This is a genomic window from Terrabacter terrigena (assembly GCF_042676085.1).
Lineage (GTDB): Bacteria > Actinomycetota > Actinomycetes > Actinomycetales > Dermatophilaceae > Terrabacter > Terrabacter terrigena.
Genome location: NZ_JBHTKH010000028.1, coordinates 1 through 16,946, shown reverse-complemented (window position 1 = coordinate 16,946; position 16,946 = coordinate 1). Strand labels below are relative to the sequence as shown.

Below are 16,946 nucleotides of genomic sequence, written 5' to 3'. Positions count from 1 at the left end.
CGGGGCGACGATCAGGAAGAAGATGAAGATCACGATCGCCGCCACCAGGGCGCCGATCTCCGGCCGGGCCAGCAGCCGGTTGGACAAGCCCAGCGAGACGCGGTTCGTGGCCTCTGAGGGGGCCGGTGCCGAAGGGTCGGTCTTTACGGGTGTGCTCATGACAGCTCCAGTGCTGTTCGGTGGGGCCGGGCCGTGAAGCGGCCCGGCCCCGGAGTGGGTCAGCGGGTGTTCTGCTTCACGAACGGGAGGATCTGGTCGATGTTCTTGGAGTCCACGAACGAGGGCCCCGTGAGCGACGGCTGCCCGCCGCCGAGGATGTTGCCGTTCTTCTTGTAGAGGAACAGCTGCGTGATGGAGAGGTAGCCCTGGAGGTAGGGCTGCTGGTCGATGAAGAACTGGATCTTGCCGTCCTTCACTGCCTGCGCCGCATCCGGGTTGGTGTCGAAGGTGCCGATCTTGGCCTTGACACCCGCGCCGTCGATGGCCTTGATGGCGTCGAGGCCCTGGGCGGCGCCGAGGGTGATGATCCAGTTGATCGAACTGTCCTGGCTCAGCTTGGCCTGCAGGGCAGAGGTGACGGCAGCGTCGTCAGCGCCGTTGACCTGAATGTTCTCGGTGTTCGGGAAGGAGTCCTTGACGCCGGCGCAGCGGTCCTCCAGGGCGACCGAACCGGTCTGCTGGATGACGCAGAGGATCTTCGTGGCACCGTCCGCCTTGGCCCTCTCCCCCGCACCCTTGCCACCCAGGCGCTCGTCGGCGGCGAAATGCACAAGCGATCCGGCCTGCTTGTAGAAGTTCAGCCCCGAGTTGAAGCTGTCCACGGGGATGCCGGCCTCGACCGCCTTCTTCACGGTCGGGATCAGCGCATCCGGGGTGACGAGCGTGGTCGCGATGCCGTCGACCTTGGAGTCGATCGCGTTCTGGATCAGGACGGCCTGCTTGGTGGCGTCCGGGTCCGACGAGTACTTCAGGGTGGACCCGGTGTCCTTGGCAGCCTGGTTGGCACCGGCCTTGATCCGGTCCCAGAACGTGTCGCCAGGCGTCTCGTGCGTGATCATGGCGAACGTGTAGCCAGAGTTGCCACCACCACCACCGCCGCCACCGCCGGTGCTGTCACTGGCGGGTGCTCCGCCGCCGCTGCTGCACGCCGCGAGAGCGGTGACCGCCGTGACCGCGACGGCCGCGCTCAGCCCCGCCTTGATGTTGATCTTCATCGATCTTTCCCTTTCGGTGGTTCTCGCCGCATCGGGTGCCGGCGTGGAGTGGATGTGTGTTTCGCCGGTTACCAGGCGACCGCGATGTACTTGCTCTCGGTGAAGGCAAGGAGGCCATCGGTGCCGCCCTCGCGGCCGAGGCCGCTCTCCTTGACCCCGCCGAACGGGGCCGCGGGGTCGGAGACGAGTCCCCGGTTGAGGCCGACCATGCCGGCCTCGACCGCCTCGCTGACGCGCAGGCCGCGTGCCAGGTCGGTGGTGTAGACGTACGACACCAGGCCGTACTCGGTGTTGTTCGCCAGGTCGATCGCCTCGTCGTCGGTCCTGAACGTGACGACGGGCGCGACCGGGCCGAAGATCTCCGACTGCAGGATCTCTGCGTCCGGAGCGACATTGGTCAGCACGGTTGCGGGGTAGAAGAATCCGGGCCCGTCTGGGATGACGCCGCCGATGCGTGCCTCAGCCCCTGCGCTGAGTGCCTGTTCGACCAAGCTGGCGACCTTGTCCCTGGTCTTTGCATTGACCAAGGGGCCGAGCGTGGTGCCGGACGAGTAGCCGGGGCCCATCGTCAGTGCGCTCATCGCCTCGGCCAGGCGCGTCGCGAACTCCGCGGCGATGCCCTCTTGGACGAAGAACCGGTTGGCTGCGGTGCAGGCCTCGCCGCCGTTGCGCATCTTGGCCACCATGGCGCCCTCGACGGCCGCGTCGATGTCGGCATCGTCGAAGACGACGAACGGCGCGTTGCCACCGAGCTCCATGGAGCAGTTGACGATGTGCTCGTTGGCGAGGTTCAGCAGCGTCCTGCCCACCTCTGTCGATCCGGTGAAGGAGAGCTTGCGGACCCGGGGGTCGGCCAGCATCGCGGCCACCACTTCGCCGGAGCGACGAGAGGGAAGAACGTTCACCACCCCCGCGGGTAACCCTGCTTCTTCCATCAGGTCGGCGATGGCCAACGCGGTCAGGGGTGTCTCGCCGGCCGGCTTGAGGATGGTGGTGCAGCCGGCGGCCAGCGCTGGCGCGATCTTCCGCGCGGCCATCGCGGCCGGAAAGTTCCAGGGCGTCACCAGGACGGCGACGCCCACCGGCTGCCGCAGCACGATGATCCTGTTGGCGCCGGAAGGTGCGGTCTGGATCTCCCCCCGGACCCGGACGGCCTCCTCGGCGTACCAGCGGAAGAACTCGGCGGAGTAGAGCACTTCTCCGCGCGCATCCGGAAGGGCCTTTCCGTTCTCTGCACTGATCAGCAGGGCGAGGTCATCTGCACGTTCGACCAGGAGCTCGTGGGTTCGTCGCAGGATCTCGGAGCGCTGACGCGGGGGAGTGGCCGCCCATTCGGCCGCGGCCGCGGCGGCGGCGTCGACGCAGGCGATCGCGTCGCCGACGGTCCCGCTCGACACCGAGGCCAGAAGGCCGCCGGTCGCCGGATCGACAACCTCGAAGGTGCCTCCGTCGGAGGCGGGCACGAGCGTGCCCGCGATGCGCAGCCCGGTCGGTACACCCGCGACGACCCGATCGAGGTCACCGCGGGCCGGCGCGTGACTGGCGGCGGTCACAGGTAGAGCCTCTGGGTACTGACCTGCTCCTCGTACTCCTTGCGCGCCTGAGTCGTGCTCTCCAGCTCCGAGACCTCGGGAACGGGAACGTCCCACCAGGCGCCGGAGCCTCCGAAGCGACCCTTCGCATCGACCTTGACGTAGATGACGACGGTGTTGTCGATCCCGGCGGCCTGCTTGAGCGCCTGCGACAGCTCGTCTGCGGTGCTGGCCGTCAGCACGTCCGCACCGTAGCTCGCCGCGTTGGCGGCCAGGTCCACCTCGATGCGGTTCTCGTTGTACTGGCCGTCGTCGCCCCGGTAGTTGAAGCGGCAGGCGAAGCCTTGCGACCCGCGCGTCTCGGAGAGCGCGGCGATGGACCCGTAGCCGTAGTTGTCGACGAGCAGGACCGTGAGCTTCAGTCCTTCCTGGACGGCGGTCATGATCTCCTGGCTGGAGAGCAGGAACGTGCCGTCACCGATGAAGCAGAAAACGTCGCGGGTGGGATCGGCCATCTTCGCCCCGAGGGCTCCGCCGATCTCGTAGCCCATGCACGAGTTGCCGTACTCGAGGTCGTACGCCTTCGGGTCGCTCGGCCTCCACAGCCGGTGGAGGTCGCCGGGCATGGAGCCGGCGGCGTTGACGACGACGTGGTGGTCGCCCGCGGCCGCGTTGACGATGCCGATCGCCTCGGCCTGCGAGAGGGTCGGTGCGTTCTGGACCTCGACGATCCGGTCGACCTCGCTGCGCCAGTCGGTTGCTGCCTTCTCGACCTCAGCGCGGTACGCCGCGGAGACGGAGTAGTCGGCCAGGAGGTTGTCGAGCTCCGTGATGGACTCGCGTGCGTCGCCGACCACTGCGAGCGCGGACTCCTTGAGGGCGTCGAGCTCGGTGACGTTGAGGTTGACGAACTGCACGTCGGGGTTGGCGAACAGGGTGTTCGAGGCCGTCGTGAAGTCGGTGTAGCGCGTGCCGATGCCGATGATGACGTCGGCGACGTTGGCCAGCTGGTTCGCGAACACGGACCCGGAGGCGCCGAGCGCGTTGACCATCTGCGGGTGGTCGTGCGGCAGGCTGGCCTTGCCAGCCTGGGTGACGCCGACCGGGATCCCGGTGCGGGAGACAAAGGCGTTGAGCTCGGCCGTGGCGTCGGAGTAGATCACGCCGCCTCCCGCGATGATGACGGGTCGGTGCGCGCCAGCTATGAGCTGGGCTGCCCGGCGCAGGGCCGCGCGGTCCGCGCGGGCCCGGGGGACGTGCCAGGTACGCGGCCGGAACAGCTGGTTCGGGAAGTTCCATGCCTCGGCCTGGACGTCCTGGGGAAGGCTGAGCGTGACGGCTCCGGTCTCGGCTGGGCTGGTCAGGGTGCGCATCGCCTCGAGCAGAGCCGTGGGCAGCTGGTCCGGTCGGTTGATCCGGTCCCAGTACTTCGAGACGGCCTTGAAGGCGTCACTGGCCGAGTAGTCCCACGAGAAGTTCGACTCCAGCTGCTGCAGGACGGGACCGGTGCGGCGGCTGGCGAAGATGTCACTCGGGAGGCACAGGACGGGCAGGCGGTTGACGGTGGCCGTGGCGGCCCCGGTGACCATGTTGGTGGCGCCCGGGCCGATCGAGGTGGTCACGGCCATCGCGCCGAGGCGGTTGCGCATCTTGGCGTAGCCCGTGGCGATGTGGACCATGCCTTGCTCGTTGCGGCCCTGGTAGAGCCGGAAGTCGTCGCGGTACTGCAGTAGCGCCTGGCCGACTCCGGCCACGTTGCCGTGGCCGAAGATGCCGAGCGCACCTCCGAAGAAAGGCTGCTCGACGTCGTCGCGCTCGACGTGCTGCGCGGCCAGGAAGCGCACCAGGGCCTGGCCAACGGTCAGGCGGGTGGTGTCAGTCGTGTTCGGCACGGTGTCCTTCTCCTTCGAAGGTTCAGCGGGGGTAGCGGGGGACGATGGGGAGCCGGCTGTCCATGCCGACGGAAGGCCAGTCGGCCTGGACGGGCGCAAGGCACGGGTCCTGGTGGGCCTGAAGGGTCCGTTTCGAGGCAGGCCCCGCCAGGACGTTGAGGTAGTAGAGGTCGTGCCCGTGAGCGGCCACGGTGGTGTGGTAGCCCCACGGGATGAGCAGCAGGTCGCCGTCGCGGACGGGCGCGGTCAGCTCGAACTCGCGCTCGGGGGAGTAGACGCGCTGCAGCGCCCACCCGTTCTCTTCGTCCCGCAGGCGGTAGTAGTAGGTCTCCTCCAGCTCTGCCTCGCCCTCCCTGTCGTGCTCGTGCTTGTGCGGGGGGAAGCTCGACCAGTTGCCGCCAGGGGTCCAGACCTCGATGACGTGCAGGCGGTCGGCGGGGAAGTCCGGGAGCATCAGGCTGTTGACCTGGCGGGAGGCGTTGCCGCCGCCTCGCATCTCGATCTGTGTGTCGTCGGGAGTGACCAGCACGGGCTGGTGGCGCGTTGTTGCCGGCGCTGCGGCGACGGCGATCTCCACATCGGTCACTGCCGTGAGGCTGGCCGCCGTGTCCCGCGGCACGTAGAGGCAGTAGCCCAGTCCTGCGAAGACGTTGTCGCGCCCGCCGAACTCCCAGTGCTGGTCGGCGATGTCGGCGATGGCGGAACCCGCCAGCGGCACCACCGCGCGTTCGTGGTCGTCCGCAGGAAGGGGGAACGTCTGGCCTGCCGGGACGGTGTGCACGGCGAAGGAGACGAAGGTCCAGCCGGCCTCTGCGGGGGAGATCGGGTCCCAGCCCTTGGCCAGGATCTGCGGGTCACCCATCAGGAACTGCCCCTTCCAGGCCGCTGCGGACCAGTGGTTGTGCGTGTGTGGAGTCTCGGGTCGCGGCGTCGGCCGCCGGTCTGCCGGGTCGACGCCGGAGAGGCGCCTGAAGAAAACCGTATCGCCCCTTAGACGAAGTGTCCAGTACCTGATAACATAACGATCGAGTGACCGCCCAACCTCCGCGGCGTCACCGTCGCCGACCATCTCGGCCTGATCCGTCTGGAGCCAACGTTGTCCCTTGAGATCGTCACGCCGACCTCCCCTGAACTGGGCGTTGCCATGATCGGCAGCGGCCTCATGGCGAAGTCGCACACCATGGGGTACCGGAACGTCGAAAGCGTTTACGGCACAACACCTTTCCGTCCGCGCTTCGAGGTTCTCGCCGACGCCACGGCAGAGCTGGCCAGCGCAGGCGCACGGTCCCTCGGATACCAGCGATGGACCACGGACTGGCGCGAAGCGGTGCGCAGCGACCGAGTCGACGTCGTCAACATCGTCACGCCGAACTTCCTGCACAAGGAGGTCGCCATGGAGGCCATCGCCAACGGCAAGCACGTCTACTGCGAGAAGCCGCTCGCCCTGACGGCGGCCGACGCCAAGGAGATGCACGACGCCGCGCAGGCCGCAGGCGTGAAGACCATCGTCGGCTTCAACTACCTGCGCAACCCGGCCATCGCCGAGGCGCGTCGACTCATCGCCAGCGGCGAGCTGGGCGACATCTGGACCTTCACCGGGCGCTTCGTCCTCGACGCGTGCACCGACCCGGACGTGCCCTTCACGTGGCGGTTCGAGCGCAAGCTGTCAGGAAGCGGTGCGCTAGGTGACCTGGGAGCCCACATCATCTCGCTCGCGCTGACGCTGGTGGGGCCGATGACCTCAGTGGCAGGGCAGAGCCGCACCTTCATCAAGACCCGGCCTGAGCCCACCGGAGTGTTCGGCTATGGCAGCGGAGCCGACCTCAAGGCTCCCCGACGCGACGTGGAGAACGATGACGCCACGACCTTCCTGATGGACTTTGCCTCCGGCGCCAGTGGCTCGATCGAGTCCTCCCGCGTGGCCACGGGCCGCACCTGGCACCAGAGCATCGAGATCATCGGCAGCAAGGGTGCCCTGCAGTTCGTCCAGCAGGACATCCACACCCTGCGGCTCTACCTCACCGGTGACCCGCTGGAGCGCAAGGGATACCGGGAGATCGAGCTCGGGCCGAGCCACGGCGACTACGGGGCGTTCTGGCCGTTCGCCGGCGTCCCCCTGGGGGTGCACGAGCTCAAGACCATCGAGGTCCATGAATGGCTCTGCGCCATCGCCGAGGACCGCACGCCCGACGGGGACTTCAAGGACGGCTGGCACGTCGCCGAGGTCCTGGAGAAGGTCGAGCAGTCCGTCGCCGAACGGCGCTGGGTGGATCTGCCCGCCTACTGATCGCGGTCCACGCATCGCCCCAGCACCCAACCGACTGCACCGCGCACTCATCATCGCTCAACTCACAGCCAAGGGTCCCACCGTGACAACAACCGACGTGATCTCCGAACAGACTGATCTCTCTCCCATCGCCAGGCAGGCCCGTTGGGAGGTCATCAAGACCGTGACCAACAGCAAGGCCGGACACATCGGCGGTCCGCTCTCGATGATGGACCTGCTTGTGAGCCTCTACTTCCGAGAGCTGAACATCCGTCCCGAGGACCCGGACTGGGAGGACCGGGACCGATTCATCCTGTCGAAGGGACATGCCGCCATCGGTCTCTACGCGGTGCTCGCCCTGCGCGGGTACCTTCCGCTAGAGGAGCTCGCGACCTTCGACAAGGGCGACTCACGACTTCAGGGTCACCCCGACGTCACCCGCTGTCCCGGCGTCGACGCGTCCACGGGCTCCCTCGGACAAGGACTGTCGGTCGGCGTCGGGATGGCACTCGGAGCGCGCTTGAACGGTCGGGGCTTCCACACCTGGGTCATGCTCGGCGACGGGGAGATCCAGGAGGGGATGGTCTGGGAGGCCGTCCAGGTCGCCTCGAGGTACAAGCTGTCCAACCTGACGGCGATCGTCGATCGGAACGGCCTGCAGCAGTTCGGCCTGCCTTCAAGCACCGAGACCACCCCGACCGACCGCGGCGACCGTCGGGACCCGTGGTTCGGGGTCGACCTCGCCGCCGTGTTCCAGGCTTTCGGGTGGCGAGTGCTCGAGATCGACGGGCACGACTACGGGCAGATCGCGCACGCGTACCAGCTGGCCCACGCCGGCGACGTAAGCCGGCGACCGACCGTCATCCTGGCCCACACGGTCAAGGGCAAGGGCCTGTCGTTGGCCGAAGGTGTCCACACCTGGCACAGCATCGTGCCCTCACCAGAGGACTTCGAACGTGCACGCCAGGAGCTGGAGCCGGACGAGATCGAGCTGCTGGACCAGCACGACCCGGACAGGGGCAGCAGCCAGGCCGATGACAACCCACCCGCTCCTGCGGACACCGATGAGGCCACCGCCACGGAGGCAGCTGCCCGCGAGACGACGAGTGGAGGCGTGGCATGAAGGCGATGCGTGACGTGTGGGGTCAGAAGCTCGTCGACCTCGCCACCAGCAACCGACGACTCGTCGTGCTCGACGGGGACCTGGCCAACTCCACCAAGGCCGACAAGTTCGCCAAGGCGTACCCCAGCAGGTTCTTCCAGATGGGCATCGCCGAGCAGAACCTCGTCGGCGCCGCAGCCGGCTTGGCGGCAACCGGATACGTTCCATGGACCAGCTCGTTCGCGGTCTTCTTCACCCACCGGGCGCTTGACCCCATCCGCATGCTCGTGGCCCAGAGCCACGCCAACGTGAAGATTGTCGGCTCCTACTCCGGCCTGCTCATCGGTGCCGTGGGAAAGACTCACCTCGACATCCAGGATCTCGCGATCATGCGCGCCATGCCCGACATGACGGTCATCGCTCCCGCAGACGAGACCGAGCTGTTGGCAGTCATGGACTGGGCCGACTCGACGCCCGGACCTGTGTACCTGCGCATCGTGCGTGACCCCGTGCCCGACATCATCGCGCCCGGCTACTCGTTCACGCCCGGAGCCGTCCACGAGCTGCGCCGCGGCACTGACATCGCCCTGGTGGGGACCGGGCCCCAGACGGGCCGACTTCTCGCCGTCCACGACGAGCTGGCCAAGGACGGCGTCTCCGCGGCAGTCATCCACGTCCCCTGTCTGAAGCCGATCGACACCGGCCGACTCCTCGAGCTGCTCGGTGGGCACGACCTCGTCGTCACGGCCGAGGAGCACTCTGTCCACGGGGGGCTGGGCGGTCTCGTGGCAGAAACCCTCACCGCGCACGGCTCCGCCCCGCGGCTCGAGCGCATCGGCATCGACGACACCTGGGGAGAGTCCGCCCCGAACGACTTCATGCTCGACAAGCACGGCCTGTCAGCCGAGCGAATCACTGCGCGGATCAAGGCCGTCCTGGCTCACCGCGTCACCAGCTAGGGCAAGCAGGAACCCGATCCGCCACCACCGTTCAACAGAACTGTCCACCCACTCCAATGATGGAGGAACCATGCGTCTTGGCCTCATCGGCCTCGGTCGAATCGGAGCGTTCCACGCCACCACGCTCACGGCCCTACCCGACGTCGACTCACTCGTCGTCTACGACCCGTTCTCGCCAGCAGTGCAACAGGCCGTGGAGCGGCTGGGTGTCGAAGCGGTCGGCAGCCCTGAGGAGCTCCTGAGAGCGGGGCTCGACGGCGTCGTCATCGCGGCGGCAACCGACGTCCACCCGGAGCTCATCCTCGCCAGTGTTGGTGCTGGTCTCCCCACCTTCTGCGAGAAGCCGGTCGCCGCCGACCCTCGGGAGGCCACGGAGATCCTCACCCGCACGGAGCAGACGGGAACGCCCGTGCAGATCGGCTACCCGCGTCGTTTCGATGCCGCGTTCATCGCCGCCCGCCAGTCGGTCGTGAACGGCGAGCTGGGCACCCTGCACACCGTCCGGTCGACCACGCTCGATCCGGCACCCCCGCCCGACGAGTACGTCCGACGATCGGGAGGCATCTTCCGCGACTGCAGCGTCCACGACTTCGACGCCGTTCGCTTCGTCACGGGGCAGGACGTCGAAGAGGTCTACGCCACGGGCTCCAACAGCTTCGCACCCGTCTTCGCCGAGAACGACGACGTCGACACCGCCGCGACCATATTGACGCTCAGCTCCGGCGCCCTCGCCGTCGTGTCCAACTCGCGCTACAACGCGCGTGGCTACGACGTCCGCCTCGAGCTCCACGGGTCCAAGGACAGCGTCGCTGCGGGGCTGGAGGACTCCTGGCCGATGCGCTCGACCGAGCCGGGGACCATCTTTCCCGCAGGCACGCCACACAGCTTCTTCATGGACCGGTTCGCGGCTGCCTTCCGCGCCGAGCTGTCGGCGTTCACCGAGGTGGTCGCAGGTACGCGCCCGAGCCCCTGCACGGTCGCCGACGCTGTCGAGGCCAGCTGGGTCGCCGAGGCCGCCGCCCTGTCCCTGCACCAACACCGACCCGTATCCCTGGACGAAGTCCGCTCCCGAAAGGCCCTCGCATGACCAACCCTGTTGAAAGAGTCGCCGGCGCACCCATTTCCTGGGGCGTGTGTGAGGTCCCTGGGTGGGGCTACCAGATGGATCCCAGGCGCGTGTTGACCGAGATGCGCGAGATCGGCCTGAATGCCACCGAGCTCGGCTCCGACGGATTCCTTCCGGCCAGCCCCGAGGGCAAGGCAGAGACGCTTGATCGGTACGGCCTGCACGGTCTCGGCAACTTCACCCCCGTGCTCCTCCACGACCCCGAGCACGACCCTCGCCCCGAGGTGGACCGAGTGCTGGACGGCTTCGAGGCTGTCGGCGCCAAGGTCCTCGTCCTGTCCGCCATCACGGGTCAGCGCGGCTACGACAGCCGTCCCGACCTGGATGCTGACGGCTGGCAGGTGCTGCTCGGGAACCTCGACCGACTCACGACTCTGGCGGCCGAGCGCGGCGTCCGAGCCGTCCTGCACCCGCACGTGGGCACGATGGTCGAGACGGGCGACGACGTGCAGCGGGTGCTGGCCGGATCGGTCGTCTCTCTCTGCCTCGACACCGGACACATGTTGATCGGAGGCTCGGACCCGCTGGCCGTGACCCGGCAGGCGCCCGACCGCATCGCGCACACGCATCTCAAGGACGTGGACCTGGCCCTGGCCAAGAGGGTCCAGGCGGGCGAGCTCACCTACACCGACGCCGTGAACCTCGGCATGTACAAGCCGCTGGGACAGGGCGATGTCGACATCGCCGGCGTGGTGTCCCATCTCGAGGCGCACGACTACGACGGCTGGTACGTCCTGGAGCAGGACGCGATCCTCACGGAGGAGCCGCGGGGCGAGGGCCCCGCCGCCGACGTGCGGGCCAGCGCCGACTACATCCGGTCGGTGCTGTCGGCCCTGCCAACCCTGCCGGCCTGACGCGCCGGCACCCTTGTCCCGCATGAGCTCGGGACCGGCTCCCAGAACCGCTGCCCTTCCCAGAGAAGTGAGGTCACCTCGACCATGAGCACACCGTCGGCACCACTCAGGATCGGCCTGCTGGGCGCATCGCGCATCAGCGACCTCGCCGTGATCGGGCCCGCGACAGAGACCGGTCACCAGATCGTGGCAGTCGCTGCACGCGACCCGGACCGGGCTCGTGTGTGGGCGAGCAGTCGAGGGATCGAACGCGTCCACGCCAGCTACGCGGATCTCCTCGCTGACCCGCACGTCGAGGTCGTCTACAACGCCCTGCCCAACGGCCTGCATGCCCCGTGGAACATCGCGGCGCTCCGAGCGGGCAAGCACGTGTTGTCCGAGAAGCCTTTTGCCAGCAACGCAGCCGAGGCGGAGCAGGTCCGGGAGGCGGCGCAGGTCATCGACCCGGACGGTCGTCTCGTCGTCTTCGAGGCCTTCCACTACTGGTACCACCCGGTCTTCCAACGACTGCTGGAGGTCATCGGAGACGGGACCATCGGGGAGCTGGAGCACCTTCACGTCAACATGTCCATGCCGGCTCCTGCGCCGACCGATCTGCGCTGGTCCTGGGACCTCGCAGGTGGATGCCTGATGGATCTCGGCTGCTACTGCATCCATGCGATCCGTTCCGTCGCGGGGCACCTCGGTGGAGCTCCCGAGCTCACCGGTGCCCGGGCGCTCGAGCGTGCCGGACATCCCGACGTCGACGAGCAGGTCCATCTGGAGTTCGACCTGCCGCACGGTGCGACAGCGGTCGCCGACGCCACCATGAACGGTGCATGGGACTTCAGCATCACGGCGACGGGCGCCGCCGGCAGAGCGACGGTCGCGAACTTCGTCAACGTCCACACCGACGACAGGCTTGTCATCGAAGGTCCCGACGGCGTACGCACGGAGCACCTTGGCAGCCGAAGCACGTACACGTACCAGATGGATGCGCTCGCCGCGGCGATCCGGGAAGGACGCCCCTTCCCCACGGGGATGGACGATGCCGTCGAGAACATGCGGGCCATCGACGCCGGCTACTCGGCCGCCGGAATGCCGGCACGACCGACGCAGGCCGGCGAACCCAGTGCGGTCGACCAGCGGAGCGACAGCGGGTCCGAGGCGGCACGTCGATGACCCTGCGGGTCGGTCTGATCGGTGCCGGAGTCATGGGTGGCGACCACGCGCGCACGCTGTCACGGCACGTCGCAGGGGCAACAGTCGCGGCTGTCACGGACATCGACCCTTCGCGGGCGGACCAGCTGGCCGCCGAGCTCGGTGCCACTCCTCTGGCATCCGCCGAGGACCTCATTGCTGCCCAGGACGTCGATGCGGTCATCATCGCGAGTCACGATGCCGCGCACGCGACGCAGGTACTGGCCTGCATCGAGGCCGGAAAGCCGGTGCTGTGCGAGAAGCCGCTGGCACCGACATCTGCGGAGTGCGAGCGGATCATCGACGCCCAGCGTCGCCGCGGCCTCGGCGCACTCGTGTCCGTCGGGTTCATGCGACGGTTCCACCCGTCCTTCACCGCGATGAAGCTCCAGGTCGACGCCCGGTCGCTGGGGGAGCCGGTGCTGGTGCTCGGCTCGCATCGCAACGTCAGCTCGTATCCCACCGGCGGCTCTGACGGCACCCTGAGCAACTCGGCCGTCCACGACATCGACACGGCCGCGTGGCTGCTCGGGAGCGTCGTTGTCGAGGTCGAGTGGTTCGCCGCGAGGCAGAGCGCCCTGGTCACCGACCGTCAGGATCCGCAGCTGATCCACCTCCGGTCCGCCAACGGTGTGCTGGCAAGCATCGACCTGTTCCTCAATGCGCAGTACGGCTACGACGTGCGGTACGAGGTGGTGTGCGAGCGCGGAAACCTACGGCTGCGCCCGCCTGCCCTCGTGGACACCGACCGTGACGGCGTGAGTGGCCACAGCCTGCATCCCGACTGGCGCGGGTTCTTTGCTGATGCCTATCGGCTCGAGCTCACTTCATGGGTCGAGCGCGTCACCCAGGGCCGACCCAGCGAGCTGGCCACGGCCGAGGACGGTCTGCGATCCACACTCGTTGCAGAGGCACTCATCCAGTCTCGGCAGGAGGGGAAGCCTGTACGCGTGAGGCGATCCACCGTGGATGAGGGCCAGCCGAGCCTCATGCCGAATGCGGTCGTCGAACAACCAGAGAGGTGGAGTCACACGTGAGGTCACAGTGGATGCAGGGCCAGGTCGTGCTCGTCAGCGGTGGAACGCAAGGTGTCGGTGCAGCCATCGCCCGACGGGCCGCCCAGGAGGGCGCCGACGCGGTCGTCGTGACGGGTCGCAATGTCGAGGCAGGCAACGGCGTGCTCGAGATCCTGCGCCGGAGCGGAGCGCAGGCTGAGTTCCTGCCCACCGACGTGAGCGACGTCCAGCAGGCCCGCGGCTCGGTCGCGCGGACGATCGAGCGGTTCGGACGGCTGGACCGGGTGGTGAACGCTGCTGGTCTGACCTCGCGGGGGAGCATGCTGGACACGACACCTGAGCTGTTCGACCAGCACATCGCCGTGAACCTCAAGGCGCCCTTCTTCATCATGGCCGACACGATCCGGCACCTGCGGGAGCGGTCGGCCCCCGGGAGCATCGTCAACATCATCTCGATCGCGGAACGTGGCGGGCAGCCATTCCTCGCTCCGTACGTGGCGGCGAAGTCCGGCTTGGCAGGTGCCACGCGAAACGCTGCGCACGCGCACCGCTGGGACAAGATCCGCGTCAACGGTGTCAACATCGGGTGGACGGCTACCGAGGCTGAGGGGGTCATCCAGCGCACCACTCACGGCGCGGGCGACGACTGGCTCGACGAGGCCGACGCATCGGTGCCCATGGGCAAGATCGGCCGCCCCGACGAGATCGCGGAGTTCGTCGTCTTCCTCGCATCCGACAGCAGCGGTGTCGTCACCGGTTCGATCATCGACTGGGACCAGCAGGTCATCGGCGGGCAGGACTAGTGAACCTCGCCTAGTAGTCATGCTGTCCACTGGCTGATAATCTGGTGTGGGAAGGTCTGAGCCACGGAAGGATGTGGGAGCCATCATCGCAGGTCGTCAACCCCATGCAGTCCCGCCCCGGCGCCGGACGCCGGCTGGGGCTGCCGCCGACGACAGCAACGCCGGTCCGACGGCGGACCTTGGCGATGGCGAGGGCCAACGGGGACTCGAGCTCATCGCCAAGGTGGACGCCGTCATCAGCGCGCTGGAACGCCAGGGCGAGCTGACAGCCGCAGAGCTGGCCGAGGCGCTCGGCGGGCCGCTGAGCTCCATGTACCGGATGCTGCAGAGTCTCGAAGCCGTCGGCTGGGTCGACCGCAGTCCGCGCCGGGGAAGGTATCGGCTCGGTCTGCCCATGATGACCATCGGAGGGCTGGTCGAGGACAGCATCGACATCCGTGAGCTCGCGCGGCCTGGCCTCATGACCCTGCTGCAGGAGACCGAGGCCACCAGCTTCCTGTGCGTCCCGAGGGGGGCCCGAGCCGTCTGCATCGAGCGCCTGGAGGGGCGCGCTGTCCGCTCCCTGGCGATGCAGCTGGGGAGTTCCCTGCCGCTGTATGCCGGCGCGGCGCCTCGCGCCCTGCTGGCGCACCTGCCGTTGTCGGAGCAGCGTGACGTGCTCGAGTCAGGCGTGGTGATGCCCGGCGACCCGCCGCGACCTGCCGTCGCCGCCACTCTGAGGGAGCTCGAGGAGGTGCGCCGTCGCGGGTATGCCGTCTCCGACGGGGACGTGACGTCGGGCATCGCAGCGCTCGGGGCGCCCGTCTTCAACCACCGGCAGGAGCTGGTTGCCAGCATGTCGATCAGCGGCCTGCGCCACCAGATCCTCGGGCCGAACCTCGAACGGAACGGTGCCCTGCTCCAGCACGCGGCCAGGGCGACCAGCGCGGCCCTGGGGGATGAGAGCGCCTCATGAACGAGCAACCGATGGGGATCCTCGAGAAGGCATCCCGCCTCGTCGAGCTGCTCGCCGAACGCGGGCCGATGACGCCGGCCGAGATCGCCGAGGAGACCGGCATGCCCCGCCCGAGTGTGTACCGGCTCGCAGAGGCTCTCCATCTCGCGAACCTCGCGACCATTCTCGAGGACTCACGCATCCAGGCCAGCCACCGGTGGCTCCGCCTGGCCGACGCCTCGCGTTCGGCCATGGGGGAGTGGGCGCACGCCCGGGGGGTTCTGGACGACCTGCGCGAGCAGACCGGGCAGACGGTGTTCCTGAGCGTTCCGCGCCACCACGAAGCAATCTGCATCGACTGGGCGCAGGGGCGGGCCATCAACGTCCTCCTGCTCAAGCCCGGTCGGCGCCTGCCGCTTCATGCCGGCGCCGCGGGTCGCGTGACCCTCGCCTTCCACGAGGAAGCCGCCGACTACGTCGACCTGGCGCCCTTTCCCCCGCTCACCCGTCACACACTCACGACGGCCAACGAGCTGCGCCGCGACATCGAGCTCACGAGGGCGCGGCGGTATGTGCATTCGGACGAGGATGTCACCGACGGGATCGGGGCCCTGGGCATCCCGGTGTTCGACGGGGCCCGGAGACTCCGCGGGGCGCTGTCGTTGGCTGGTCTCGCCGAGGACATGAGCGAGCGGGAGGAGTCCTTCGTGACCCGACTTCTCCGGGCCGGTGACATCCTCTCCGACGGCCTCGACTCCCCGTGATGGCGTGGGCAAGGCCGTCCACCGTCTGCGCCCGGAGCATCAGCACTCATCAGGCGACCTCGCCTGCTCCATCGACCGCCGCCATCGAAAGGCAGCCATTCGCGGCAGCGCACAGCGGCAGTGCGTCACGACCACCACGGACCACCCGAGGACCGTCCCGAGAACAAAGCCCGCACCGCTCGTCGACGAGCCACGCGAACCCAGGAGATACGCATGTCAGCTGAACTGCTCGCGACGAGCTGGACCACCACTGGTCCGAACCAGACCACGGACGGGGTGACCCGAAGCACCCTGGACATCCGAGACCGGGCCCGCGCTGCCGCGCAGGCGGGGTTTGCCGGGATCGGGTTCACCCTCGAAGACCTCGAGGCGGGCCTTGACGTCATCAGCTGGCCAGACCTGAAGCGGCTCTGCGACGACCTCGGATTCGCCTACACCGAAGTCGAGCTCATCACCGACTGGTGGACGTCCGGCGACCGGCGTCAGCGATCCGACGTGCATCGCAACAAGCTGCTCGACGCGGCGACAGTCCTCGGGGCCCGGCAGATCAAGATCGCGGGCGAGGTCGTCAAGGACGCCGTCTCGATGCCGCCCCAGACGATGGATCTGCCTGCCTGGGCGGGAGAGCTGAACCATCTGGCCGCGCAGGCACAGGATGCCGGGACCCGAGTGGCTCTCGAAGTGCTGCCGATGTCGAACATCGCGGACTTCACCGAGGCTGCACGGCTCATCGAAGCCGCGGATCATGCCTGTGCCGGGCTCACCGTGGACATCTGGCACCTCGAGCGCGGACCGTCAACACTGGAGGACCTCGCCGGCGTCCCGGGTGAGAAGGTCTTCTGCGTGGAGCTCAACGACGCTCACCGCGAGCAGGTCGGCACCTTGCTGCAGGACACCATGCGCAACCGGCAGCTTTGCGGCGAGGGCGACTTCGATGTCAGAGGATTCATCAGCACCCTTCAGGGCATCGGCTTCGACGGGCCATGGGGTGTCGAGATCATCTCTGACGTCCATCATTCCCGTCCGCTCGCAGAGTCTCTGCCCGATGTTGTCCGCACCGCACTTAAGCAGTTCTGACGGTGGCCCTCGCGGAGAGGGCAGCTTTACGGTCGTAGTCACGATATCGCTCAGTGGTCATGGTGTTCACTGAGCAGTAGACTCGAGTTGAGCGGTACTCTCCGTCGTCTCTCACTGAAGGTCCCAACATGCGCATCGGCATTCTCACCTCGGGCGGGGACTGTCCCGGCCTCAACGCCGTCATCCGCGGCGCGACCCGCGCCGCCGAGGTCACCTACGACAGCACCG

16 protein-coding genes are annotated in these 16,946 nt (G+C 68.0%); 12 read left to right on the top strand and 4 right to left on the bottom strand.

Features of this window, described 5'->3' with window-relative positions; genetic code table 11:
* Positions 1–218: 218 nt before the first annotated feature.
* From ACFQ2V_RS21180 to iolB, 4 genes are all read right to left on the bottom strand, one after another.
* Complete coding sequence (locus ACFQ2V_RS21180; protein ID WP_386054999.1) at positions 219–1,214, bottom strand: substrate-binding domain-containing protein; 996 nt, start codon at positions 1,212–1,214, stop codon at positions 219–221.
* 68 nt (positions 1,215–1,282) lie between these two features.
* Positions 1,283–2,677 carry an NAD-dependent succinate-semialdehyde dehydrogenase gene (locus ACFQ2V_RS21175; RefSeq protein WP_386054997.1) on the bottom strand — a complete coding sequence of 465 codons (1,395 nt, stop codon included), beginning with the start codon at positions 2,675–2,677 and terminating at the stop codon, positions 1,283–1,285.
* 86 nt (positions 2,678–2,763) lie between these two features.
* Positions 2,764–4,638, bottom strand: coding sequence for a 3D-(3,5/4)-trihydroxycyclohexane-1,2-dione acylhydrolase (decyclizing) (gene iolD, locus ACFQ2V_RS21170; protein WP_386054995.1), 1,875 nt, complete (start codon positions 4,636–4,638; stop codon positions 2,764–2,766).
* A 22-nt stretch (positions 4,639–4,660) separates the two neighbouring features.
* A complete protein-coding gene (gene iolB, locus ACFQ2V_RS21165; RefSeq protein ID WP_386054993.1) occupies positions 4,661–5,500 on the bottom strand; it encodes a 5-deoxy-glucuronate isomerase in 840 nt (279 codons plus the stop codon).
* 282 nt (positions 5,501–5,782) lie between these two features.
* On the opposite strand from iolB, the gene ACFQ2V_RS21160 reads away from it, so the two are divergent.
* The 12 genes from ACFQ2V_RS21160 to ACFQ2V_RS21105 all read left to right on the top strand — a co-directional run.
* Positions 5,783–6,925, top strand: coding sequence for a Gfo/Idh/MocA family protein (locus ACFQ2V_RS21160; RefSeq protein ID WP_386054991.1), 1,143 nt, complete (start codon positions 5,783–5,785; stop codon positions 6,923–6,925).
* An 82-nt stretch (positions 6,926–7,007) separates the two neighbouring features.
* Positions 7,008–8,027 carry a transketolase gene (locus tag ACFQ2V_RS21155; RefSeq protein WP_386054990.1) on the top strand — a complete coding sequence of 340 codons (1,020 nt, stop codon included), beginning with the start codon at positions 7,008–7,010 and terminating at the stop codon, positions 8,025–8,027.
* Complete coding sequence (locus ACFQ2V_RS21150; protein WP_386054989.1) at positions 8,024–8,965, top strand: transketolase family protein; 942 nt, start codon at positions 8,024–8,026, stop codon at positions 8,963–8,965. Before ACFQ2V_RS21155 ends, ACFQ2V_RS21150 begins: the two co-directional genes overlap by 4 nt.
* Positions 8,966–9,035: 70 nt before the next feature.
* Positions 9,036–10,052 carry a Gfo/Idh/MocA family protein gene (locus tag ACFQ2V_RS21145; protein WP_386054988.1) on the top strand — a complete coding sequence of 339 codons (1,017 nt, stop codon included), beginning with the start codon at positions 9,036–9,038 and terminating at the stop codon, positions 10,050–10,052.
* A gap of 89 nt (positions 10,053–10,141) precedes the next feature.
* Positions 10,142–10,945 carry a sugar phosphate isomerase/epimerase family protein gene (locus tag ACFQ2V_RS21140; protein WP_386054986.1) on the top strand — a complete coding sequence of 268 codons (804 nt, stop codon included), beginning with the start codon at positions 10,142–10,144 and terminating at the stop codon, positions 10,943–10,945.
* 84 nt (positions 10,946–11,029) lie between these two features.
* Positions 11,030–12,106 carry a Gfo/Idh/MocA family protein gene (locus ACFQ2V_RS21135; RefSeq protein WP_386054984.1) on the top strand — a complete coding sequence of 359 codons (1,077 nt, stop codon included), beginning with the start codon at positions 11,030–11,032 and terminating at the stop codon, positions 12,104–12,106.
* Complete coding sequence (locus ACFQ2V_RS21130; protein ID WP_386054982.1) at positions 12,103–13,161, top strand: Gfo/Idh/MocA family protein; 1,059 nt, start codon at positions 12,103–12,105, stop codon at positions 13,159–13,161. Before ACFQ2V_RS21135 ends, ACFQ2V_RS21130 begins: the two co-directional genes overlap by 4 nt.
* A complete protein-coding gene (locus tag ACFQ2V_RS21125; RefSeq protein ID WP_386054980.1) occupies positions 13,158–13,943 on the top strand; it encodes an SDR family oxidoreductase in 786 nt (261 codons plus the stop codon). Before ACFQ2V_RS21130 ends, ACFQ2V_RS21125 begins: the two co-directional genes overlap by 4 nt.
* A gap of 223 nt (positions 13,944–14,166) precedes the next feature.
* Positions 14,167–14,898, top strand: coding sequence for an IclR family transcriptional regulator (locus tag ACFQ2V_RS21120; RefSeq protein WP_386054978.1), 732 nt, complete (start codon positions 14,167–14,169; stop codon positions 14,896–14,898).
* Entirely contained in the window at positions 14,895–15,641 is a 747-nt protein-coding gene (locus ACFQ2V_RS21115) for an IclR family transcriptional regulator (protein ID WP_386054976.1), read from the top strand. The genes ACFQ2V_RS21120 and ACFQ2V_RS21115 overlap by 4 nt, the downstream gene beginning before the upstream one ends.
* Before the next feature lie 213 nt (positions 15,642–15,854).
* Positions 15,855–16,718 (top strand): sugar phosphate isomerase/epimerase family protein, encoded by an 864-nt coding sequence (locus tag ACFQ2V_RS21110; RefSeq protein ID WP_386054974.1) that lies wholly within the window; start codon positions 15,855–15,857, stop codon positions 16,716–16,718.
* A 128-nt stretch (positions 16,719–16,846) separates the two neighbouring features.
* On the top strand, positions 16,847–16,946 hold a 100-nt coding region (locus ACFQ2V_RS21105), incomplete at its 3' end, for a 6-phosphofructokinase (protein ID WP_386055000.1).

Coding starts and splice junctions, on each gene's coding strand:
- ACFQ2V_RS21160 (WP_386054991.1), top strand. CDS start 5,783: ATGATCGGCAGCGGCCTCATGGCGAAGTCGCACACCATGGGGTACCGG.
- ACFQ2V_RS21135 (WP_386054984.1), top strand. CDS start 11,030: ATGAGCACACCGTCGGCACCACTCAGGATCGGCCTGCTGGGCGCATCG.
- ACFQ2V_RS21115 (WP_386054976.1), top strand. CDS start 14,895: ATGAACGAGCAACCGATGGGGATCCTCGAGAAGGCATCCCGCCTCGTC.
- ACFQ2V_RS21110 (WP_386054974.1), top strand. CDS start 15,855: ATGTCAGCTGAACTGCTCGCGACGAGCTGGACCACCACTGGTCCGAAC.
- ACFQ2V_RS21130 (WP_386054982.1), top strand. CDS start 12,103: ATGACCCTGCGGGTCGGTCTGATCGGTGCCGGAGTCATGGGTGGCGAC.
- ACFQ2V_RS21145 (WP_386054988.1), top strand. CDS start 9,036: ATGCGTCTTGGCCTCATCGGCCTCGGTCGAATCGGAGCGTTCCACGCC.
- iolB (WP_386054993.1), bottom strand. CDS start 5,500: ATGGGTGACCCGCAGATCCTGGCCAAGGGCTGGGACCCGATCTCCCCC.
- ACFQ2V_RS21180 (WP_386054999.1), bottom strand. CDS start 1,214: ATGAAGATCAACATCAAGGCGGGGCTGAGCGCGGCCGTCGCGGTCACG.
- ACFQ2V_RS21150 (WP_386054989.1), top strand. CDS start 8,024: ATGAAGGCGATGCGTGACGTGTGGGGTCAGAAGCTCGTCGACCTCGCC.